At 36.7% G+C, this 22626-nt stretch carries 19 protein-coding genes; 18 read left to right on the top strand and 1 reads right to left on the bottom strand.

Annotated elements, in window-relative coordinates:
* Nucleotides 1-3 precede the first annotated feature (3 nt).
* The 8 genes from lpxA to NTX65_05370 all read left to right on the top strand — a co-directional run bounded on the left by lpxA (nucleotide 4) and on the right by NTX65_05370 (nucleotide 14015).
* Nucleotides 4-780, top strand: coding sequence for an acyl-ACP--UDP-N-acetylglucosamine O-acyltransferase (gene lpxA, locus NTX65_05335; GenBank protein MCX6168737.1), 777 nt, complete (start codon nucleotides 4-6; stop codon nucleotides 778-780).
* Nucleotides 777-1529 (top strand): hypothetical protein, encoded by a 753-nt coding sequence (locus NTX65_05340; protein MCX6168738.1) that lies wholly within the window; start codon nucleotides 777-779, stop codon nucleotides 1527-1529. The genes lpxA and NTX65_05340 overlap by 4 nt, the downstream gene beginning before the upstream one ends.
* A gap of 90 nt (nucleotides 1530-1619) precedes the next feature.
* Nucleotides 1620-2720 carry a hypothetical protein gene (locus NTX65_05345; GenBank protein ID MCX6168739.1) on the top strand — a complete coding sequence of 367 codons (1101 nt, stop codon included), beginning with the start codon at nucleotides 1620-1622 and terminating at the stop codon, nucleotides 2718-2720.
* Nucleotides 2717-3712 (top strand): D-glycero-beta-D-manno-heptose-7-phosphate kinase, encoded by a 996-nt coding sequence (gene rfaE1, locus NTX65_05350; protein ID MCX6168740.1) that lies wholly within the window; start codon nucleotides 2717-2719, stop codon nucleotides 3710-3712. The genes NTX65_05345 and rfaE1 overlap by 4 nt, the downstream gene beginning before the upstream one ends.
* Nucleotides 3709-4188 carry a D-glycero-beta-D-manno-heptose 1-phosphate adenylyltransferase gene (rfaE2, locus tag NTX65_05355; protein MCX6168741.1) on the top strand — a complete coding sequence of 160 codons (480 nt, stop codon included), beginning with the start codon at nucleotides 3709-3711 and terminating at the stop codon, nucleotides 4186-4188. The genes rfaE1 and rfaE2 overlap by 4 nt, the downstream gene beginning before the upstream one ends.
* Nucleotides 4188-8690 carry a hypothetical protein gene (locus NTX65_05360; GenBank protein ID MCX6168742.1) on the top strand — a complete coding sequence of 1501 codons (4503 nt, stop codon included), beginning with the start codon at nucleotides 4188-4190 and terminating at the stop codon, nucleotides 8688-8690. Before rfaE2 ends, NTX65_05360 begins: the two co-directional genes overlap by 1 nt.
* A complete protein-coding gene (gene rnr / locus NTX65_05365; protein MCX6168743.1) occupies nucleotides 8690-10789 on the top strand; it encodes a ribonuclease R in 2100 nt (699 codons plus the stop codon). Before NTX65_05360 ends, rnr begins: the two co-directional genes overlap by 1 nt.
* Before the next feature lie 22 nt (nucleotides 10790-10811).
* On the top strand, nucleotides 10812-14015 hold the full coding sequence (locus tag NTX65_05370) for a peptidase MA family metallohydrolase (GenBank protein MCX6168744.1): 3204 nt from the start codon (nucleotides 10812-10814) through the stop codon (nucleotides 14013-14015).
* A 22-nt stretch (nucleotides 14016-14037) separates the two neighbouring features.
* Here the strand turns inward: NTX65_05370 and NTX65_05375 are convergent, their stop codons facing one another.
* Nucleotides 14038-14298, bottom strand: coding sequence for a zinc ribbon domain-containing protein (locus NTX65_05375; protein MCX6168745.1), 261 nt, complete (start codon nucleotides 14296-14298; stop codon nucleotides 14038-14040).
* Between the two features lie 120 nt (nucleotides 14299-14418).
* Between NTX65_05375 and NTX65_05380 the strand changes: the two genes are divergently transcribed.
* From NTX65_05380 to secF, 10 genes are all read left to right on the top strand, one after another.
* Nucleotides 14419-15087: a hypothetical protein gene (locus NTX65_05380; GenBank protein MCX6168746.1), complete on the top strand. Its 669-nt coding sequence runs from the start codon at nucleotides 14419-14421 to the stop codon at nucleotides 15085-15087.
* Nucleotides 15088-15193: 106 nt separating this feature from the next.
* Nucleotides 15194-16135 (top strand): ribose-phosphate pyrophosphokinase, encoded by a 942-nt coding sequence (locus NTX65_05385; GenBank protein ID MCX6168747.1) that lies wholly within the window; start codon nucleotides 15194-15196, stop codon nucleotides 16133-16135.
* A 31-nt stretch (nucleotides 16136-16166) separates the two neighbouring features.
* Nucleotides 16167-16811, top strand: a complete 645-nt coding sequence (locus NTX65_05390; GenBank protein MCX6168748.1) for a 50S ribosomal protein L25 — start codon at nucleotides 16167-16169, stop codon at nucleotides 16809-16811.
* A gap of 5 nt (nucleotides 16812-16816) precedes the next feature.
* Complete coding sequence (gene pth / locus NTX65_05395; protein ID MCX6168749.1) at nucleotides 16817-17458, top strand: aminoacyl-tRNA hydrolase; 642 nt, start codon at nucleotides 16817-16819, stop codon at nucleotides 17456-17458.
* Nucleotides 17459-17589: 131 nt separating this feature from the next.
* Complete coding sequence (gene rpsF / locus NTX65_05400; GenBank protein ID MCX6168750.1) at nucleotides 17590-17982, top strand: 30S ribosomal protein S6; 393 nt, start codon at nucleotides 17590-17592, stop codon at nucleotides 17980-17982.
* A 27-nt stretch (nucleotides 17983-18009) separates the two neighbouring features.
* A complete protein-coding gene (locus NTX65_05405; protein MCX6168751.1) occupies nucleotides 18010-18480 on the top strand; it encodes a single-stranded DNA-binding protein in 471 nt (156 codons plus the stop codon).
* Nucleotides 18477-18704 carry a 30S ribosomal protein S18 gene (gene rpsR / locus NTX65_05410; GenBank protein MCX6168752.1) on the top strand — a complete coding sequence of 76 codons (228 nt, stop codon included), beginning with the start codon at nucleotides 18477-18479 and terminating at the stop codon, nucleotides 18702-18704. Before NTX65_05405 ends, rpsR begins: the two co-directional genes overlap by 4 nt.
* An 8-nt stretch (nucleotides 18705-18712) precedes the next feature.
* A complete protein-coding gene (gene rplI, locus NTX65_05415) occupies nucleotides 18713-19156 on the top strand; it encodes a 50S ribosomal protein L9 (protein MCX6168753.1) in 444 nt (147 codons plus the stop codon).
* 93 nt (nucleotides 19157-19249) lie between these two features.
* Nucleotides 19250-21151 (top strand): protein translocase subunit SecD, encoded by a 1902-nt coding sequence (gene secD, locus NTX65_05420; GenBank protein ID MCX6168754.1) that lies wholly within the window; start codon nucleotides 19250-19252, stop codon nucleotides 21149-21151.
* Between the two features lie 21 nt (nucleotides 21152-21172).
* Nucleotides 21173-22312: a protein translocase subunit SecF gene (gene secF, locus NTX65_05425; protein MCX6168755.1), complete on the top strand. Its 1140-nt coding sequence runs from the start codon at nucleotides 21173-21175 to the stop codon at nucleotides 22310-22312.
* Nucleotides 22313-22626: the final 314 nt, after the last annotated feature.

Consider the following 22626-nt stretch of genomic DNA (forward strand, 5'->3'; position numbering starts at 1 on the left):
TCTATGAGCAATATTCATCCAACCGCAATCGTAAGTCCTAAAGCAAAACTTGCACATGATATTATAGTTGGTCCATTTGCTGTAATCAATGACGATGTTGAAATTGATGAGGGATGTGAAATCGGTCCCAATGCTGTGATTTATGATTTTGCGAGAATCGGGAAACGTGTAAAAATTTTTCAAGGAGCTTCAATCTCCAACTTACCGCAAGATTTAAAATTCGATAAAGGGAAAACATTACTAAAAATTGACGACGACACAACAGTCCGTGAATTTGCAACTCTTCACCGCGGAACTCATGCAACCGGCGAAACACGCATCGGAAAAAATTGTTTGTTGATGGCTTATGCCCATATCGCCCACGATTGTCATATCGGCGATAACTGCATCATCGCAAATGGCGTTCAACTTGCCGGACATGTAGAGATCGAAGACACAGTTATAATCGGCGGTTTAGCAGCTGTTCATCAATTTGGTAAAATTGGAAAACACGCCATGGTAGGCGGCGGCTCTATGGCGAATATGGATGTTCCCCCGTTTATTATGACTTCCGGTTACCCAGCACGTTTTATGGGATTGAATATTATCGGTTTGAGACGGAGAGGTTTTACAAATGAAGAGATTGACGCGATAAAAGAAACTTACCGGATCTTTTACAATTCCGGAATGAATCCTGTCGCGGCTAAAGAAAAAATTGTTGAAAAATTCGGAACTCAGCCTCACGTTAAAAGCATTCTTGAATTTATGGAGAAATCATCACGCGGATTAGTTCGTAAATGATCTGGAATTTAATTGATTCAGGCGCTAATACCGGCTCCTATAATATGGAATTCGATCTGGAACTCGCCCATAAATGCGATCCCGATGAAGCATATTTGAGAATTTATAGATGGAATCCGTTTTGTATCTCTCTTGGTGCAAATCAAAGTTTTGATGACATAAATCTGCTAAAAACAAATCAAGATGGGATTGATGTTGTAAAACGCCCTACCGGCGGACGTGCAATCCTTCATGCCGAAGAACTTACTTATTCTGTTGTACTTCCGCTTAATTATAAATTTTCTCCGCGCGAAATTTATGTTAAAGTCTCTAACGCATTAATGAGAGGACTGGAGATTTATAATCCCCTTCTTGCCAAATCGGAATTAGAAAATTATCAGCCGGATTTTCCAAAACTGCTTGAGGAACCTGCGGGTGTTTTATGTTTTGCAAGCACTGCTAAGAATGAAGTGAAGTTTAACGGAAAGAAATTGATTGGCAGCGCACAAAGAAAATTGAACAATATAGTCCTTCAGCATGGTTCAATTTTGTGCGGTTCATTTCATAGAAAACTTGTCGATTATCTTAACTGCAATGATGAAACACGCCGGACCCTTTCGTTCGAACTCAACGATAAAACCACAGAACTGCAAACAATCTTGAATGAAAAGATCGATTACGACAAACTGAAAACATGTCTAACATTTGGATTTGAACTGGAGTGGAATATAAAATTTGAGAGCCGACATTCTATTGTTTCTGTAGAGTAAAAATCTTTCTCAAACATTTCCATCCGTTCATTCTTAGTGTTAAATTTCCCCATAGAAATCAAACTTTTTCACTAACTGAAAATTTTCACCATGAAGAAAATATTGTTTCTGCTTTTCATATTGTTTGGAATAAATCTCTTTGCACAGGATCAGCCCGATCTTGAATTTTTTATTAAAGGCGCTCAAGTAACAGATATTACGAGCGACGGAACAAACCTATGGTTTTGCACAAACGGAAACGGAATATTTAAATACATTCCAAAGAGCAATGCATGGATGACATACTCCACTTCAAATGGCAATTTACAGCACGATTTCTTTTATTGCATTGCGGCAAACAAAGATTATGTATGGGCTGGCTCAACAGACGGACTTTTCATTCTTGATATTAAACGCGGTACCTGGACGAAAAGAAAATTTGGTCTCGGCGGTCAGCTTTCTAATTGGATTCGCGCGCTGGCATTCGATAAATACGAAAATGTTCTCTGGATCGGACGCTTTAAATATTTAACCAAATTCGATCTGAACGACAAAAGATATTCCGATTATGATTTAACTGTCCGCGGGAACGAGAAGACAAATAATATCAAGACAATAAAAGTTGACGGTGATTCTCTTGTTTGGTTCGGAACCGAAGCCGGTTTGGATAAGTATGATAAATCGAAAGATCTGAAAGATAAGAGCGCAATTACTTTTTATGATACAAGATATAATTACTTTGACGGCGAAGGAGAGCAGGTTTCAATTACATCCATGCTCTTTGAAAGAAAAAATATCTGGATTGGGCTCGATGAGTTTATAACTCCGGAAAGACCGGAATTTAATCTTGGCGGATTATTCCGCTTCAACCGCCGAAACGATTGGCAGAGATTCGATGACAGGAACGGGCTGCCGGCAAACGGTGTTTACGATCTTGAAAGAACAGGAAATTATATTTGGGCTTCCTTATATCAATTTGGGAAAAGCACAAAGGAAACTTTCGGCAGAGGAATTGTCTTGATCGACAGACTTACAAATCAAATTATTCCTTTAAGAGATGAAAGAATTCCTGCAACCGTTTATTCAATCTTTTTTGACGGAACAAATATTTGGCTCGGTACTGAATCCGGATTGATAAAAATAAATTTCTTTAACAAACTTGCTCAATGGACTTTAGTCCGTGACAATACCAAATCGGGAGTTAAGAAATGATTAATGTCTCGCTAAAAAAACTGAACGCATTAAAAAATAATTTCAAAGGAAAGCGGATTGCAGTAATAGGTGATTTGATGCTTGATTGTTATTACTGGGGCGGAATAACCAGAATATCCCCCGAAGCACCCGTGCCCGTTTTGGAAGTTGATAATGAGTTTTACCGTTTCGGCGGTGCAATGAATGTTGCTTACAATATATTAACTCTCGGAGGAGTTCCAATTCCAATCGGAGTGATTGGAAAAGATAATGAAGGAAAAATTTTCAAAAAACTTTTAAACGAGAAAAATATTTCTGCAAAAGGTATTGTTATAGATTCTAAACGACCGACTACATCAAAGACGCGTGTTATAGCGGACAAACAGCATGTTGTTCGCATTGATAAAGAGAAGAGAACTAAAATTTCTTCTCAAACCGAAAAAAAAATACTAGATCTTTTAAAAAAGACAATCAAAAGTATAGATGCCGTTATTCTGCAAGATTACAACAAGGGTGTACTGACCGAAAATTTAATAAAGCAAGTAATTGAACTTGCGCATAAAGCAAACAAAGTTGTAACCGTTGATCCGAAATTTGACAATTTCTTTACTTACCAGAATGTAACGGTTTTCAAACCGAACAGAAAAGAGACCGAAGATGTATTCGGAACCAGAATAAGGTCCGCCGAAGATATTTCTAAAGCTGGGCAAAAATTATTGGATCAATTAAAATGTAAATACGCACTTCTGACTTTAGGAGAAAACGGTATTGCATTATTCGAAAAAGGGAAACCGGAAAGACGTGTTCCTACAATTGCCAGAAAAGTTTCGGATGTCTCCGGTGCCGGTGATACTGTAATATCAACACTCACTATGGCACTTACAGCCGGAGCCGATATTTTTGACGCCGCATATCTTGCTAATTATGCGGGCGGATTAGTCTGTCAGGAAGTTGGAATTGTTCCGATCGAATTAAATATTTTGTTCAACGCAGTAGCCAAAGAGTTAAAATGAATTACGTAAAAAATATTGATGAGCTTACCGCAATCAGAAATGATTTGAAACAGCAAAATAAAAAAGTTGTTTTTACAAACGGTGTCTTCGATATTCTTCATGCCGGTCACGTTGATTATATTACCAAAGCAAAAGAGAAAGGTGATGTGCTGATTGTTGGTGTAAACTCCGATTCGTCCGTTAAAAGTATTAAAGGTGAGCTTCGACCGATTGTTAACCAGCAGGAACGGGCTTTTATTATCTCTTCACTTAAACCGGTTGACTACGTTGTAGTTTTTGACGAAGACACACCGGACGAAATCATCAACAAACTGATACCCGATGTTTTGGTAAAAGGCGCGGACTGGTCAATAGATAAAATTGTTGGACGGGAAATTGTTGAAGCGAACGGCGGCAAGGTGGAAACAATAGAATTTGTGAATGACAATTCTACGACGAACATAATCAAAACAGTTCTTGAAAGATTTAAAAAATAATGCCTGACCTCGAAAAAAATAATGCTCCGGATCAAAAACAAAAAAAACCTCAGAGAAGTTTATTCAGGAAAATAATAAACGTCTTCATTGGGATTTTCCTCGGGCTTTTAATTCTAAGCATTTTGACCGTCGGCTTTACACAGACTAGAACATTTCGGGAATTATTAAGAGAAAAAGTTATTGCACTTGCCAACAAGGAACTCAACGGAAAATTAAACATAGAGAATATCGATGGGACGATTCTAACTTCTCTTTTTCTCCGGAATACATCAATTGTTGTTGATAACGACACTCTCCTCTTCGCAAAAAAAATCGAAATAAAAACAAGTCCGCTTCAGCTCCTTCTAAAGAAGATCTTTGTGAGAAACATTTTGCTTGAGGATGTGAATATTGCGATGCTTCAAAACCGTGAAGGTCAATGGAATTTTGAAAAGCTTTTAAAACCAAAACCGGTTGATACAACTTCATCAACATTCTCATTTGCGATTCAAGCCAATGACATTCAGTTTCATAACATTTCGTTTATCAGACAATCATTCTCAAACTTAAAATCGAAGAAAATTTATCCGACGATAAACATGGACGATCTGCGGATTGAAAATCTAAATTTTTCCGCGCATGCGTTTGCAGATATTCCAAGTTCAAATTATTTACTGGCTCTGAATGAATTATCATTCAAGCCGAACCTCTCTCACTTTAACCTAAAATATATCTCCGGTGAAATTGCGGTAACAAAAGAGTTTGTGAGTGTCCGCAATTTTTATCTTTTAACGGACAGCAGCGAGGTTAACATCAGCGCCCGTCTTGACAGTCTAAATTTATTTGGGAAAATACAATTAGATGATTTTAAAAATTATCCTTTTACCATAAGTGCAAAATCAAAGTCGTTTAACTTTGATGACCTCTCTTCTTTCTTAACCAGTACCGAGATTTTAAAAGGTAATCCATCAATGGATTTAAAAGCTCACGGTAAATTCGGCAATTTCAAGATTGATAAATTTATCGTTGATTTCCGTGACATACATATTAAGATGGAAGGCAAAGTTCAAAATCTTAACAAACCCGAAAAACTTTTTATTAATGCGAAGATGAATGAAACAGATATCAGTTACAAAGATATACTAGCTTTTCTTCCCACCTTAAAAATTCCGGAGTTTGCAAAACTTAAATTTTCAGCAGTTGATATGGAATTCGAGGGTGAACCGCTGAATTTCAAATCACGGTTTGCGGGTAATATTGACGAGGGCAAATTAAGCCTTGATGCGGCAATGAATCTCAATTCCAAGCCCATGACTTACGATATTAATTTCAAGACTGAAAATCTTGATCTCTTTCCGGTATTAAATATAAATACAAAACTGGTTTCAAGCGGAAAACTGAAAGGAAAAGGTTTTTCAATTTCCGATATTGCTGCTGATTTCCAGATCAATGCAGATGGCTCCCGTATAGATGGTTACAACATTACTAAATTTAACTTCAGCTCACATGCGGCAAACCATCTGATAGATTTACAGATGGACGGCTCAAGCGATAAACTTTCTGCGTTTCTAAAAGGAGAGGTCTCTTTTGATAAAGATACAATTCCCTCCTACAATTTAGTAGGGCAATTAAAAAATGTAAACCTCGCAAACTTTTTGAAAGATGAGAAGTATGAAAGCAATTTCAATTTTTATATCAGCGCAGATGGCAAAAGTTTTAACCCCGATGAATTAAATGCCACATTTAAAATAGGTATTGACTCTTCCCGCTTTCAAGGAGAAAGAATCAGCAATTCCGATATTCAATGTTCATTCAAGAAAGATTCTGCTAAACGTGAAATTATCTTAACATCAGATTTTGCAGATTTTACAATTAATGGCAGTTTTTCATTAAGCAAAGCTATTGAATTGGTTACCTATGAATCGGGAACCATTTCGCGAATAATTTCATCAAAAATTTCCGAATTAAATCCAATATCTATTGTTAAACCGGCTGTGGTAGATGATTCAATTTCCTCTAAGCTTCCGGATTTTGTGAATGAAAATTTGAAATTCAATTTCAACGGAAAATTTAAAGACTTAGAATTACTTACAAAAATTATCGGTTACGACCGGCTCGATTTTTCCGGTGAATTTAACGGCAACGTAAAAAACGAGTCCGGCAATTTTTCTGTCTCAACGGAATTGAATCTCGATTATTTTGTAATGATGCAGAAGGATAAGACAATTTATCTTTCGGGTTTTGATACACAACTTAACTTTACACGCGATAATAATTTTCTTTCATTCGATAAACTTTTTGGAACGGCATCATTAACCGGAAAAAGATTTTATTCCGGCAGCAACATTAAATCCATTGCCGCAGATGTAACATTCAATCAGAGCAAGTTATATTTTAGCGCATCAGCAAATATTGCAGATATGTTTAACACCGAAGCGGAAGGGATCATTAAGATGACTCCCGGTGAACAACAGCTGCTAGTTGATAATCTTTCTTTTGACTATAATAAAATTGAATGGAAGAACAAGGACACAATTAAAGTTTTGTTTAATCCAAATTATTTTAGAGTCAGTCAATGCCGTATGCAGCGGGATACATCGCTGATAAGTCTCAGCGGAATAATCGAAAGTTCCGGTAAACAAGATTGGCTTTTGAATGCGACCGGAATTTCTGGCGATATTTTGGAACGTTATATTTTTGGATTAAAAGAGAGTCAACTTATTGCGAACGGTTCCGCGAGCGCTACTATCAAAGGAGAACTGGAAAACCCTATTATTGAGCTATCCGTTGACTTGAAAAATCTTAAGCTCCTTACAACTCAATTGGGCAACATTAAGGGAATATTGAATTATACGGGGAAAAAACTTACTACTAACATTGCATTTCTGGATTCCACTTCGGATGAAATGAAGCCGCTCTTTTTAATCAATGGAATTTTACCGATTGATTTGAGCTTTAGTTCGGTTAGTGAGAGATTGATGCATAACGAACCAATCAATATTCAAATAACTTCTTCGCAATTTAATTTAAATTCCCTTGGACGAGTAGTACCGGGAATAACAGATCAGAGTGGGATACTATCTGCAGATTTAAATATCACCGGAACAATTAACTCACCTGTATACGCAGGCACTCTTAGTTTAACAGATGGTGCATTTAAAAGCCGCTTGAATAATTTAGACTACAAATGCGCAATGAAGTTGCGTTTCGAAAAAGAATCTATGACGGTTGATAATTTTGTCCTCTCAAATGCGGGAGGTACAAAATATTCAGGTACAATTAACGGCTATGGCGGAATTGATTTTGACGGCTTTAAAACAAAAGAAATTAAACTCCGTTTCAACGGAGATCTTGCGGTACTTGGTCAGCAATCGCAAATTGTCAGTCCTCTCTTTTATGGCGATCTTTTAATTGGAACCGACGGAGATTGGCTATTAACCAAAAATGGCGACCGGGTTTTCTTTCAAGGAAATGTTTTGTTGAAAAATACTGATTTAACTTATACAAGCGGACAAGAAAATGGCGGTGTTACAAATAAAAATTTCAATTTTATTTTTGTTGAAGATTCATCAAAGATTGATTCAGAACTCGCACGATTTCAGCAAGTCCTTCTGAAAGAGAAAGATTTACAAAACGTTAAAGAAGAAACGGAAAAACCTCTAAGCTTTGATTATGAAATTGAAATACGCACCGAGAACAGCGCAAAAGCTGTAATAATTCTATCACAAGCGGCTAATCAAGAATTAATTGTTGAAATGCGCGGCGATTTGAAATATTCCAACTTCAGCGGAGAAACGCGCGCGCAGGGTTCATTTGAATTATTGCAAGATTCCAAACTTGAATTCTTCAAAACTTTTGATGCAACCGGTCTCTTACGTTTCGAGAGCGACATAACAAACCCTTATCTGGATATAGTTGCTACATATACAAATGATTACATTAATCCGCGAGAAGAAAACAGCCAGCCGCAGGAAGTTGCGGTAAAAATTAAAATTAGGTCGCCTCTTTCTGACCTTGGGAAAAGCCTTGCCGGTAATACAGAAAGCATAGGTGTTTATATCGGCGCAAAAAATATTCAGAATAATATACGGGATACGCGTTACGATTATGCCGACGCATTCTCATTTATTCTTACGGGTAAATTTAAAGATGATTTGACGGTTCAGGATAAGACTAATGTTGCAGGTCAAACTATTGGAAGCACCGGCTATTCATTGCTCGGTTCTGTCTTAACAAATTATCTAAATTCTTCTGTTGGTGATTTAGTGAATAATATCCAGATCAATCAAACTGGTTATGCCACAAAGTTTTCACTTTCCGGTAAAATTCAAAACTTACGCTATTCATTTGGCGGCACAACAGAAGTGTTCCAGAATATCGGCAAAGCAAATTTAAAATTAGATTGGTCTCCTCTAGGTCCAAGTTTCTTAATTCGAATTGAGAGAAGAGACCCGGTAGTAACACAATTCGGCTCTGAAGACAAGGTTAGTGAATTTTCACTTAAATATAGGTTTGAGTTCTGATGAAAAAAGAATTAATAGCATTTTTTAAAAATCACCCTTCTCTAAAAATTAAATCGAAGGATCTTTCCGAACAATTAAACATTGTTGAAGATCACGCATACGCAGAACTGAAACATTTTCTTCACATGCTTACTGAAGAAGGATTTATTAAAAGAGATGGGAAGCGCTACATTTATAATGCTCAAAGAAGCGGCAAATTGATAGGAACACTGCAGATTGTTGGTGATGGAGATTATGGCTTTGTGATTCTAAAAGATAAAAACAGTAAAGATATTTTTGTTACCGGGAAAAATTTTAACGTCGCTTTCGACGGCGACTTAGTAGAAATCTCTTTGATTGCTTCGCACCGCGGCAAAAGTTTGGAAGGCGAAATTATAAAAGTTGTAGAACGTAAACGGAATGAGATTGTAGGCACACTTCAAAAAAGTAAATCGTTCTTCTTCATAAAACCGGACGATCAAAAAATTCATCGTGATATTTATATAGCGGCAAACAAATTAGGCGGTGCAAAAGCCGGAGATAAAGTTGTTGCGGGCGAAATAGATTGGAAATCTCCGCAGCTTAATCCTGAAGGAAAAATTAAAGAAATTCTTGGCAAAGCAGGAAGTTATGATGCCGAGATTTCTTCTATAGCCCGTGAATTTGGATTGACTTATAAATTTCCAAAAGAAGTTGAACGAGAAGCCGAAGCAATTCCGGAAATAATTGCCCCAGCCGAAATTAAAAAACGTTTGGACTTGCGAAATAAAACTATCTTCACAATAGATCCGGAAGATGCAAAAGATTTCGATGACGCAGTTTCAGTTGAAACTCTCTCCAATGGTAATTATCAAGTCGGAATTCATATTGCCGATGTAAGTCATTATGTTCATGAAGGCACCGCTGTTTATGAAGAAGCAGTCAGACGCGCAACAAGCGTTTATCTTGTAGGAAAAGTTATTCCTATGCTTCCGGAAAAATTATCAAATACAATTTGCTCTCTCGTTCCTCATAAAGACCGGCTTACTTATTCCGTTATTGTTGAAATTACACCGCGCAATAAAATTGTTTCTTATGAAATTCATAAATCTATAATCAATAGTAAAAGAAGATTCACCTACGATGAAGTACAAACAATATTAGAAAATGAAAAAGGCGAATTGTGGGAAGAAATTAATAAGCTTAACAAAATTGCTCAAACCTTACGCCAGAAAAGAATGTCTAAAGGAAGCATAAATTTCTTTTCACCGGAAGTTAAATTCATGTTAGATAAAAACGGCGTACCGGTAGAAATTAAGATTAAGGAAGTCAGAGAGAGTCATAAATTGATTGAAGAATTCATGCTTCTGGCGAATCAGATTGTTGCTCAGCATGTGCAACCAAAAGAGAACAAAAAAACATTTCCTTTTGTTTATAGGATACATGATTTGCCGGATAAGGATAAAATTTTGGAATTTGCACGGTTTGTTAAGACTTTAGGTTATCACTTTGACCCGAACTCCGCGAACAAATCAAAACAATTTCAGATGCTGTTAGATGAAGTGGTTGGAAAAGAAGAAGAAGCCGTCGTTAATGAAGTGGCTATTCGTTCAATGGCAAAGGCGATCTACGCAACAAAAAATATCGGGCATTATGGATTGGGATTCAAATATTATACTCATTTTACTTCACCGATCCGCCGTTTCCCCGATCTTGTTGTCCATAATTTGATTTACAAATTTAATTCCGGCAGCCTGGAGAAAAATTTATCGCTGGAAGAATTAGAAGAAATTTGTGATCATTCATCTGCCCAAGAACGTAATGCGGTTAATGCGGAACGACTCTCGGTTAAGTTGAAACAAATCGAGTATTTAAAAGGTAAAGTAGGTGAAGAATTTCACGGTGTTGTATCGGGTATAACACATTTTGGAATTTTTATTGAATTGAGCCAGACACTATCGGAAGGACTTGTTAGACTGCGTGATATGCAGGATGATTTTTATGTCTATGATGAAAAAAATTATGCAATTACTGGGAAAAGAACCGGAAGAAGAATTCGTCTCGGTGATAAAGTGAATGTCAAATTGATCCGTGTTGATGAGGAAAAACGTGAAATTGATTTCATTCTATTAGAAGATTAAAATTATAAAAAGGCGGTAGTGGATGAATAGAATTTATTTTGCAATTGTAATGAGTTTTATTTTGACTTCTGTTTCGCTCGCTCAGTTTGGGCAGAACAAAGTAAACTATAAAGATTTTGATTGGTATTATATACAAACACGTCATTTTGATATTTATTTTTCAAAAGGCGGCGAAAAAATTGCCGAGTTTACGGCATCAGCATCGGAAGACGCTCTTTCGCATATTGAAAAAGATATTAATTACCAATTGAATAACAGAGTTACCATTATAGCTTACAATTCTCACAATGACTTCCAGGAAACCAATGTTACAGATGAATACACCGGCAAAGGAACCGGAGGCTTTACGGAGCCATTCAAAAACCGCGTTGTCTTCCCTTTTGAAGGTTCTTACAAAAAATTTCAACATGTAATTGCTCACGAGCTTGTTCATGCCGTTATGCGCGATATGTATTTCGGTGGAACTGTACAGAACATAATTGCCAAAGGAATTTCATTGCAGCTTCCAACTTGGTTTATGGAAGGAAGCGCTGAATTTCTTTCGCAGGGCTGGGAAACAAATACCGATATGTTTATTCGTAATTCAATTATAAGTGAAACGCTTCCGGATATAGACCAGCTTGATGGATACCTTGCTTACCGCGGAGGTCAATCCGTTTTTAGATACATAGCCGATAATTACGGCAGACAAAAAGTTGGTGAAATAATTAATAGCGTCCAGAGTACAGGCTCTTTAGGATCTGCTATGAAATCTGCTATTGGAATTAATATAGAAGAATTAAATGAACGCTGGAAAAAAAGTTTGAAAAAAGAATTTTGGCCGGATGTTGCTACTACTCAAGACCCGGACGAATTGTCTAAAAGATTAACCGATAATAAAAAAATCGGCGGCTTCTATAATACAAGCCCTGTTATCTCTCCTCAAGGTGATAAAATTGCGTTTATATCCGACCGTGATATTTATTTGAATGTTTATGTAATGAATTCACAAGACGGAAAAGTTTTGAAAAAAATTGTTGAAAGCGGCTGGACTAATGATTTTGAGGAATTAACCGTTTTACATCCATCTTTAACTTGGTCGCCGGACAATAAACGTCTTGCACTCTCTTCTACAGCAGGCGGTTACGATGTTATCACAATAATTGATGCGGAAACAGAAAAAAGTTATGAACTTCCCTTCAGACTAAGCGGAATTGAATCTGTGAACTGGTCTCGTGATGGAAATAAATTAGCTTTTGTCGGTCAGGATGCTGTTCAATCAGATATTTATATTTATGATTTTACTACTCAGCAGGTAACCAACATTACAAACGATATTTACAGCGATACAGAACCGGTTTGGACTCCGGACGGAAAAAGAATAATTTTTTCATCCGACCGCGGGAACGATTTAACTCAAACGGTTCCAACTGTTGATTTTGATATGTACAAACATGATTACAAACAGTATGATCTTTATTCGATTGATTTAGCTAGCAAAAAAATTGACCGAATTACAGATTGGAACTTGAGCGATGAAAAATATGCGGCTGTATCGGCGGATGGAAAAGAGATTCTATTTGTTTCAGACCATAATGGAATTAACAACATCTATAAGAAAAAGATTAAAACCTCAGAACAGGATTCTGTCAAATCTTCACTAGAATATAAGGCAATCCCGATTACTAATTCGCAAAGCGATCTTGGCCAGCTTTCGCTTACATACGACGGCAAAAAATTAGTCTTCACCGCGCTCTATAATCTTGGTTATAATATTTTCCTTCTCAACAATCCCTTCGATATGAAAGCGGATGCTGATTCTCTCAAATTCACTAAGTACATGACAAGTTTGATCAAGTCAAAGGATAAAGAATCAAAAAATTCGACTCAGAAAGTGGTTTCAAACCAAGATTCATTAAAAGTGAATGAGTTAGCGAAAGTCGATTCTACTTCAAATATAACCAATCCCAAGATTTTTGTTGGGCAATATATTAGTGATAAAAAGGTAGTGGATGATTCTTTGAATAACGCATATAGAAAATATATTTTTACTAGCGACAAAACCGAAAGTGATAGTGCGCGTATTGCAAAACGGAATCAATTATTCAAAGAAGAACTTGATAAGAATGGAAATTTCCTTGTTAATAAATATAAAATTAATTTCTCGCCGGATTTAGTTTACGCCAACGCCGGGTACAGTACTTTTTACGGTTTGCTGGGAACTACTGTTCTTTCATTCAGTGATGTTCTAGGAAATCATCGTTTGGTAGGCATAACCAGTTTGCAAGTTGATATTAAAAATAGCGATTACGGTTTGGCATATTACTATCTGAAAGAACGTCTCGATCTTAGCATACAAGCCTTTCATACCGCACGGTTTCTTTACAAAGACGGATTTTTAGGATCGGAATTATACCGTTTTACAAATTTCGGCTTAGTCGGAACTGCAAGTTATCCTCTTGACCGCTTTCATCGTTTAGATTTCGGATTTAGTGTTTTGAGCGTAAGTGCGGATAATCTTGATAATCTTTCTGTCCCATCCGATCACAATACTTATACACTTCCTTCAATGAGTTATGTGCAGGATAATGTTTTATGGGGATACACTTCGCCGATAGAAGGAACACGCTATTCGTTAACACTTTTCGGAGATCCCGGATTTGTTAGAAAGTCTCAAAGTTTTTATTCGATAACTTTCGATTACAGAAATTATCTTCGTTTCTTTTATGATAACGGATTTGTGTTTAGAGTTTCCGGAGGTTTATCAGCGGGTGCAACTCCGCAAAGATTTTTTATCGGAGGAACAGAAAATTGGATTAACCGCACATTTTCTACCGGCGGCATTCCAATTTCTAATGCCAATGATTTCGCTTTCTTAAGTCCGGCTCTTCCACTTCGCGGTTACGATTATGCCGAACGGATCGGCTCTAAATATGGATTGGTAAATTTAGAACTTCGCATTCCAATAATTAGATATTTACTAACCGGAGGTTTGCCATTATTTTTTCAGAATATTCTTGGCGTAGCATTTATAGATGCCGGCTCGGCGTGGGACAAGACTCAAAAACTTCAACTAATCGGCTCCGATGATACCGGTTCACATATTACAAAAGATCTTTTAATTGGTACCGGAGTTGGTTTTAGATTTTATTTTTTGTTTTTGTGGAGACTGGACATTGCATGGAAATATGATTTGCAGCATTTTTCTGTGCCGCGGTATTTAGTTTCCATTGGATTGGATTTTTAAAAAATATTCTTCAATTATAAATCTATTTTTTATCCGGGGTTGACTCCCCGGATTTTTTTTCAGTAGAATTTGTACTTGTTTTTTTTGAATCGTTTTTAGAAATGTTTTTATAATCTGTTTGATAGAATCCTGTACCTTTGAAAATTGGAGTTGAACCCGCGCCAATTAATCTTTTAACATGCCCGTTACATTTAGGACAATTAGTTAGATGCTCATCATTAATCCGTTGAAAATGTTCAAAAGTGTAACCGCAATCCAAACATTTATAATCGTAAGTCGGCATAATTTTCCTTATTGATATTTTCTTAAACCGGTGGCAAAAATACTCAGTAGGTTTCATAAATCAAACTTCTATTTTGTTAATCGTTTTTTTCGCATATTTGTCAACAAAAAAATTGGCGTTATGAATCGCAGAATCCTTTTACTTTTTGTCTCTTCATTTTTATTATTTCTCAGCGGCTGCTTAAACTATACTCAAATTACGACAATTAAAAAAGACGGATCCGGCAACATGTTCATCCATTACTGGATGAAATGGAATTCGCAAAAAGATTCTTCAATAGTTGAACAACTTGGGATTTTCAGCAAGGATTCCGTTAATAAAGAATTTTCTTCAGAATACAGCTCAATTAAAAAAGTTGAGATATTTAAGGATCTTGGCGACAGCACAATTCATGCGCAAGTATCATTGGATTTTAACAGTCTGGATTCATTAAATACAACTCCTGCTTTCCGGAAATCGGAATTATCAATTAAGGATGGTACAAAAAACACAAAAATATTCTCTCAGTTTGTTCCTCCCTTTGCAACGGGATTTGGTTATGGGAGCAAAAATTTCTCAATTACATATATCTATTATCTTCCCGGAGAAACATTAAGCCATAATGCAACGGAAATTGATCGGAATAAACTTACCTGGAAATTTTCACTTGATGATATCGGCACCGGAAAGTATATAACGGCAACATACCGTCCGTTTAAATTGCAAGAAACACCGGTTTGGATTTATATCTGCGCGTTATTCGTTTTAATTGTAGTTATTGTATTTCTCTTTAGTAAAAGGATGAAATGATGTAAAATTTTGACCTATAAAAGATAAACCCAATTAATTTGACACGCCTTGCTGATTTCTTTATATTTGCCCACCGTTTTTAGAACTAAGATAGATTATTTGCCAATTGAAGCATCAACCACTCATATTTTCCGGTACTTCCAGTAAGGAATTGACCAAGAAAATATGTAAGTATTTGAAATTGACCCCCGGTTCGATTGACTTTAGAAGATTTAGCGACGGTGAGATTTGGGTTAAGTTCATGGAAAACATTAGAGGCAGAGATGTGTTTATTATTCAATCTACACATCCTCCTGCAGAAAATCTAATGGAACTCCTTATAACAATTGATGCTGCCAAGAGAGCAAGCGCAACTAGGGTTACTGCTGTTATTCCATATTTCGGTTACGCCCGGCAGGATAGAAAAGATCAGCCGAGAGTTTCCATTACTGCAAAACTCGTTGCAAATTTAATTACGGTTGCCGGTGCAGATAGAGTTATTACTATGGATTTGCATGCGGCTCAGATTCAAGGTTTCTTTGATATTCCGTTCGATCACTTGTACGCTTCACCGGCATTTACAGGAATATTCAAAAAGAAAACGAAAAATTTTGTTGTTGTTTCTCCAGATATGGGTGGAATTAAACTTGCGCGTTCTTACGCAAAAAGATTAGATGCCGGTCTTGTTGTTATTGATAAAAGAAGACCAAAGCATAATCAAGCAGAAGCAATGAATATTATTGGTGAAGTTAAAGGGAAAAACGTTCTTCTTGTTGATGATTTGATTGATACGGGCGGAACTTTTGTGAGTTCTATTAAAGCCCTTAAAGAAAAAGGTGCAAAAGATATTTACGGTGCTATTACTCATGCCCTCCTTTCCGGTGAGGCAATTGAGAGAATTAAAGATTCGGAAATTAAAAAATTATATGTAACAGACAGCATTCCGTTAAAGTCGGATGCAGGCGGAAAAATTGTTGTAAGATCAGCTTCCGGTCTATTTGCGGAAGCAATTATTCGTTCCAGCAGGAATGAATCAATAAGTTCTTTATTCGAAATAGATAAAAGTTAGAGAAAAATTTATTCTGGGAGATAATTAAGAAATGTCAGAAATACTAGTACAAGGAAACAAAAGAACTCTCTCTACAAAAGGTGTTGTTAACCAATTGAGAAGAGATGGAAACGTTCCGGGAATTTATTATACCAAAGGTGTTGAACCGATTCCAGTTTATGTTTCCGAGAAAGCATTAAAACCAATTGTCTTTACAGCGGAAACTCATATCATCAATCTAAAAATTGGTGATAGTGAAGAACTCAAATCAATTTTGAAAAATGTTCAGTTCGATCCGGTTACAGATCGTGTTGTCCATTTCGATCTTCTTGGTATCTCTGCAGATCAGGAAATTGAAATTGATGTACCGCTTCTTTTTGAAGGACAAGCTAAAGGTGTTAAAGAAGGCGGCGTTGTTCAGCAGACACTTCATAAACTTACTGTTTCTTGCTTACCGGCAGATATTCCGGATCATATCGCAATTAATATTTCCGAATTGGCTTTAGGTGATTCTGTTCACGTACGTGACTTGAACATCGAAAAAGTTAAATTCGTACAGCATCCGGATGTTATAATTGTTTCCGTTGTTGTACCGCGTGCAGCAGTTGAACCTACAGTAGCAGCAGTTGTACCGGGTGATGAAAAATCTGAACCTGAAGTTATTACTAAAGGCAAGCAGACTGAAGAAGAGGAATAATCTAGTTGTATGTTGTTGTTGGGCTAGGTAATCCGGGTACAAAATACGAGTTGACCCGGCACAATATTGGGTTTCAAATACTCGATCGCTTTGCTCAGAAGAATAAGTTAAAATTTATTTCCTCGAAAAAGGATTACGTTTATTCGGAAGGTGTGATGAACTCTTCCGATTTTTTTTTGTTGAAGCCGACATCATTCATGAATTTGAGCGGCATTCCGGTTTTAGATTTCTTGGAAGAACATTCCGTTGATGTTGAAAATATTCTGGTATTGGTTGATGATGTAAATTTACCCGTTGGAGAAATTCGCTTAAGAAAATCCGGAAGCGACGGCGGACATAACGGAATCAAATCAATAATCTACCATTTGCAAAGTGATTCATTCCCCCGTTTAAGATTTGGAATTGGAAACGAATTTGAAAAAGGTGAAATGGCAGAATTTGTTCTTGATAAATTTATTAAAGAAGAATTGAGTGTTATAAATAAAAGTATAGAGTTTGCCGTTGAGTTGATTGAGGAATTTGTATACGGCGGTTATAAATCAATGTTGGACTTGTACAGTAAATCAAAAAAGAATTTTTCGGTAAATTCAGAGCAGCCAGATCAAAAAGACGGCTTAGACCTCAATAATCCGCCCAAAAAACTCTAAAAACGAATAAAATTAATTATTCAATAAATTATTGCACGGCTTCTTAAATAATCCTATTTTTGAGCCCAATTTATAAACCCTTCTCTCCGCATAGACGGAGGGACAAAGACCATAGGGAGGTGAGTATCACAATGCGTAAGAGAACCTACGAAAGCGTTGCAATTATCAACGCAGCACTCGAAGAAGATCAAATCGAATCAACCATTGCCCGTATGCAAGAAACAATTACAACACATGGCGGTGAAATGCTTGATTTGGATAAGTGGGGCAGAAAGCGCCTCGCATACCCGATCAATAAAGCAAAAAGCGGTTATTATGTTATCTTCAGATTTAATTCATCAACAGATCTGATTGCAACATTAGAACGAAACTACAGGCTGGATGAAAATGTTATTCGTTATTTAACAATTCAACTTGATAGATTTGCGCTCGAAGCAATAGCTAAACAAAAAGAAGCGTTTAAGAATGCAGAAGCTGCAGCTGCTGCTGAAGCCCAATTAAAAACGACAGAAAGCCAAGTATAACTAATTTGTTAAGCAATGGAGGTAACGATGGCTGAACTTAAGATGCCAGAACTTAATAGTGTTATTGTTGCGGGCAATCTTACAAAAGATCCCGTCTTCAGACAGACTTCTAATAATACACCGGTCGTAAATTTTCATGTTGCGGCTAATAGAAGGTATAAAGACAGCAGCAATCAATGGCAAGAAGATGTTTGCTATGTCGGCGTTGTTGCTTGGAATAAATTAGCCGATAGCTGCAAAGACCGTCTTAAAAAAGGAAGCGCTGTTTTAATTGATGGAGAACTTCAAAGCAGAACTTTTAAAACAGAAGATGGAAAAAACAGAACAATCGTTGAGATTAAAGCTAAGAGAATTCAATTTCTGAATAAATTTGCAAAGACGACCGGTAACGGCGAAGATGTTATTGTTGAATCAGACGAAGCAGATTATGAAGATAACTCATTCGATAAATTTCTAACCGATGAAGAATCAGACTTAATGAAGAGTAACAAAATATGAGAAATGAAAGAAATAAAAACCAGAAAAAAGTTAAGAGAACAATTGATGGTTACATCGATTACAAAGACTCTAAACAACTCGGAAGATTTTTAACCGATCAAGGTAAAATCATTCCCCGCAGAATAACCGGACTAACGGCAAAACAACACAGAGTATTAGTTCAGGCAATTAAAAGAGCCCGTCAGTTGGCAATTTTACCATTTGTTTCAGAAGCAGTTAAGTAGGAGCGGCAATGAAAGTAATATTAAGAAGAAATTTTGATCAGCTTGGAAAAGTTGGAGATGTAGTTGCCGTTAAGGACGGATATGCAAGAAACTATCTCATCCCGCGTCAAATTGTGTATCAGGCAACCAAAGGAAATATTTTAGCTCTTGAAGAAGAGAAGAAACAAATTCTTAAAAAAGAAGCTAAAGAACTTGACCTTGCTCAAAAACTTGCTAACGATATTGAAAAAGTATCTATCACCATTCCTGTTAAAGTTGGTGAAGAAGATAAAATTTTTGGTACAGTTACCAGCCAGATGATAGCTGATTCTATGAAAGAAAAAGGTTACGACATAGATAAGAGAAAAATCGAAATTACAGAACCGATTAAATCTCTCGGCATTTACAGTGTAACTATTAAAGTTCACCCGAGCGTTTCAGCAGTTGTTAAAACCTGGGTGGTAAGAGAATAGATTTAAATTTTGTTTTAAGTGCCCCGTTTATTCGGGGCATTATTTAATACTCATAAATTTTACTATTTCAATCACTAAAAATTACATACCAGAATGAAAGAGCTAAGATTCAGAATCATAATGATTATCGCGGCTATTGCTCTCAGTCTTTACCTCCTCTACCCAACTTATAAAGATTCAATGAATACTAAAGAAGTTACTTCAAAGTTGGCTTCTTATGAGGCAAAGATTAAAAAGAACGATCCGTCGATCACTCCTACAGAATTAGAAACTAAACTTTCCTCCATCAAAGATAGTATTCTTGTCAATACACCGGAATACAAATCCGCGAGAGAAAAAAGAATGAAGCTCGGTCTAGATCTTCAGGGCGGAATGTATCTTGTTATGGAAGTGAATACCGCAAAGCTTCTTGAAAAATTAGCTAAAGATCCCGACCAGCAATTCAAACAAATATTAAAAGAATCGGAAGCCGATTCAAAATCTACTGACGAAAATGTAGTAGCAATTTTTGTCCGTAAGATGAAAGCAAAGAATGTACGGATGAGCAGATACTTCGGCTCAATTCGTGAAAGCGATGATGCAATTGCAAGTAAACTGGAACAGCAGGAAAACGATGCCGTAACAAGAGCTATTGAAATTATCAGCAATAGAGTAAATCAGTACGGTGTTTCTGAACCGAGTATTCAAAAGCAGGGTTCCCGCCGGATTGTAATTGAATTACCTGGCATTGCAAGAGAAGAAGAAGCTAAACGGCTACTTCAAGGACAGGCATTGCTGGAATTCAAAATGGTGAAGGATGCTAGTTTTGCAATTGCCATCATGAATAAAATTGATGAAACTGTTGCCGGACTGAATAAAATTGACTCATCTAAAAATGTATCCGCTGTAAAAACAGATACTACCAAAAAAGATCAAAAACTTACAGAAGAACAGTTTGCAAAGGAACATCCGTTTTTCACTCTTGCCAGACTGATCGATCCTCAAAGAAGTGCCGATGCTTATGTTAAAGAAAATGATCGGAATAAAATTGATGCGTTGCTGGAAAATCCTGAAGTTAAAAAAGTAATGCCGGATAATGTTCAATTCATTTATGATGCAAAACCTTTAAAAGGTAATGACGGAATTGATTATTACAGAATGTATATGGTTAGTAAAGAAGCTGAATTAACGGGCGGAGTAGTAGTTGATGCCCAGGCTAATATTGACCCATCCACTTCCGCTCCTGAAGTTACAATGCAGATGAACAATGAAGGCGCGCGCGAATGGGCTAGAATTACAGGCGCTAATATCGGTAAAAGATGCGCTGTTATACTTGACGGTCAAGTTTATACTGCCCCGACAATAGAAGGTAAAATTCCGAGCGGTAGTTCAAGAATTACCGGCTCAGCTAACATGGAAGAAGCTAAACTTCTTGAGATCGTATTGAAAGCCGGCGCTCTCCCGGCACCAATCGAAACGCTTGAACAAAGAGTTGTTGGACCTTCACTCGGTCAGGATTCTATTAATAAAGGATTAAGTTCTACCGTAATTGGTTTCTTTGTAATTGCAGTATTTATGATATTCTATTATAGGAAAGCCGGTATGTTTGCTTCTTTTGCATTAATGGTAACAATATTATTGCTAGTCGGAGTGTTGGCTGGATTTGGAGCTACACTTACATTACCCGGTATTGCAGGTATAATTTTAACAATGGGTATGGCTGTGGATGCAAACGTAATTATTTATGAAAGAATCCGGGAAGAATTAGCCACGGGTAAAACAGTAAAAGCTTCTGTAGACAGCGGTTTTAAAATGTCTTTCTCAGCAATTTTTGACTCTAACATAACAACATTTTTTACCGCACTAATTCTTTATCAGTTTGGAAGCGGACCAATTCAAGGTTTTGCTTTAACTCTTATGATAGGATTGGTTACAAGCTTATTTGCGCAGTTGGTAGTTGTTCGTGTTATTTTCGATTTTATGTTGACAAAAGGTTATAAAATTAACGTCGGTTAAATTTTAGGAGAAAAATCATAGATGCGACTTTTTGAAAATTTACATATTGATTTCATGGCAAAACGCACGACCTTCTACTTGGTGTCGTCTGCAATTCTCCTTCTGGGTTTGTTAACTATTGTTTTCAAAGGTGTCGAGTTTGGAATCGATTTCAAAGGCGGTTCGGAGATTGCACTTCAATTCGAAAGACCCGTTGATATCGAAAAGATGAGAAACGAAGTTGATAAACTTGGAATTGGCAACTTAGAAGTGAAAACATTTGGCGACGCAACTGGCGTTTTGTTAAGAACTGAACTTCAGGAACTTCCGAAAAACGTTTTAATGAGAGTTAGAACGAGTATTGAATCTGAAATGGCAAAGATTTATCCTGGTGTTGAAAAGAAAATTACGGATTCAACCTCCACATCAATTACTTATTCACTTCCCGATCCACAGACAGCTATTGTTTTAAATAATAGACTAAACTTAGCCGGGTATCAGAGTGCTCTCGATTCTATGGAGCCTACTAATACCAAATTAAATGTTCGTCTCGGTATTTCCGATTTAATTAAAGAAAAACTGTCAGAGGTATACGCAGATAACCATTTTAAAGTTGAGAAAGAAGATAGGGTCGGTCCAAAGGTTGGTAAAGAATTAAAACGAGACGCAGTATTGTCTGTAATTTTGTCTCTTCTCGTGATTCTAATTTACCTTGGTTTCCGGTTTAAATTCGCATTTGCAATCGGTGCTGTAATTGCGCTCTTTCATGACGTTCTTCTTACGCTTGGTGTCTTTGCGGCTTTATACGGTGTTATTCCGGGTTTCAATCTGGAAATATCGGTAAGCGTTGTTGCAGCGTTTCTAACTCTTATCGGTTATTCAATTAACGATACTGTAATTGTGTTCGACCGTGTGCGTGAACAGATGAAGATTCATAAAACTCTTTCTGTTGAAGAAAATATGAATTACGCAATCAACAGAACAATGAGCAGAACAATTATAACAGTATTAACAACATTACTAAGTATCACCGTACTTTTAATTTTCGGCGGTGAGGTATTGAGAGGTTTTGCATTTGCTCTGTTTATCGGTATGATCACCGGAACTTATTCATCGGTATTCGTTGCAAGCGCGTTCGTTCTTGAATATTCTAAACGAACCAAAACAAAAGTTACTTTCTAATTTCCTTTATAGTTTAAAACAAAAAATCCCGCTTTAGGCGGGATTTTTTGTTTTAAACCAGAGAAGGGATATTCCGTCTCAACATTGTTGAATCTCTTTTCATATTGTCTCTAATAGAGACTCACCGCGGCGAGTCTCAAAAAAGTAACTTAACGTCTCTACATGCTACTCTATTTGCTTCTTTGCCCAGAAAGTGTAAAGAGGCTTTATGCCGCATAACAGCCAAAACACCGCGAACCACCAGATGCTGATTGTCATTATTTGTGGAAATAGTTTAGCAAGTATAAGCGCCAAAAACATCGTAGAACCAAGTG

This window comes from Ignavibacteriales bacterium (genome assembly GCA_026390795.1).
In the GTDB taxonomy this organism is placed as follows: Bacteria; Bacteroidota; Ignavibacteria; order Ignavibacteriales; family Melioribacteraceae; genus Fen-1258.

Excerpts from the sequence above, each read along its gene's own strand:
- lpxA (MCX6168737.1), top strand. The coding sequence starts at position 4 with ATGAGCAATATTCATCCAACCGCAATCGTAAGTCCTAAAGCAAAACTT.
- NTX65_05340 (MCX6168738.1), top strand. The coding sequence starts at position 777 with ATGATCTGGAATTTAATTGATTCAGGCGCTAATACCGGCTCCTATAAT.
- NTX65_05345 (MCX6168739.1), top strand. The coding sequence starts at position 1,620 with ATGAAGAAAATATTGTTTCTGCTTTTCATATTGTTTGGAATAAATCTC.
- rfaE1 (MCX6168740.1), top strand. The coding sequence starts at position 2,717 with ATGATTAATGTCTCGCTAAAAAAACTGAACGCATTAAAAAATAATTTC.
- rfaE2 (MCX6168741.1), top strand. The coding sequence starts at position 3,709 with ATGAATTACGTAAAAAATATTGATGAGCTTACCGCAATCAGAAATGAT.
- NTX65_05360 (MCX6168742.1), top strand. The coding sequence starts at position 4,188 with ATGCCTGACCTCGAAAAAAATAATGCTCCGGATCAAAAACAAAAAAAA.
- rnr (MCX6168743.1), top strand. The coding sequence starts at position 8,690 with ATGAAAAAAGAATTAATAGCATTTTTTAAAAATCACCCTTCTCTAAAA.
- NTX65_05370 (MCX6168744.1), top strand. The coding sequence starts at position 10,812 with ATGAATAGAATTTATTTTGCAATTGTAATGAGTTTTATTTTGACTTCT.
- NTX65_05375 (MCX6168745.1), bottom strand. The coding sequence starts at position 14,298 with ATGCCGACTTACGATTATAAATGTTTGGATTGCGGTTACACTTTTGAA.
- NTX65_05380 (MCX6168746.1), top strand. The coding sequence starts at position 14,419 with ATGAATCGCAGAATCCTTTTACTTTTTGTCTCTTCATTTTTATTATTT.
- NTX65_05390 (MCX6168748.1), top strand. The coding sequence starts at position 16,167 with ATGTCAGAAATACTAGTACAAGGAAACAAAAGAACTCTCTCTACAAAA.
- rpsF (MCX6168750.1), top strand. The coding sequence starts at position 17,590 with ATGCGTAAGAGAACCTACGAAAGCGTTGCAATTATCAACGCAGCACTC.
- NTX65_05405 (MCX6168751.1), top strand. The coding sequence starts at position 18,010 with ATGGCTGAACTTAAGATGCCAGAACTTAATAGTGTTATTGTTGCGGGC.
- rpsR (MCX6168752.1), top strand. The coding sequence starts at position 18,477 with ATGAGAAATGAAAGAAATAAAAACCAGAAAAAAGTTAAGAGAACAATT.
- rplI (MCX6168753.1), top strand. The coding sequence starts at position 18,713 with ATGAAAGTAATATTAAGAAGAAATTTTGATCAGCTTGGAAAAGTTGGA.
- secD (MCX6168754.1), top strand. The coding sequence starts at position 19,250 with ATGAAAGAGCTAAGATTCAGAATCATAATGATTATCGCGGCTATTGCT.
- secF (MCX6168755.1), top strand. The coding sequence starts at position 21,173 with ATGCGACTTTTTGAAAATTTACATATTGATTTCATGGCAAAACGCACG.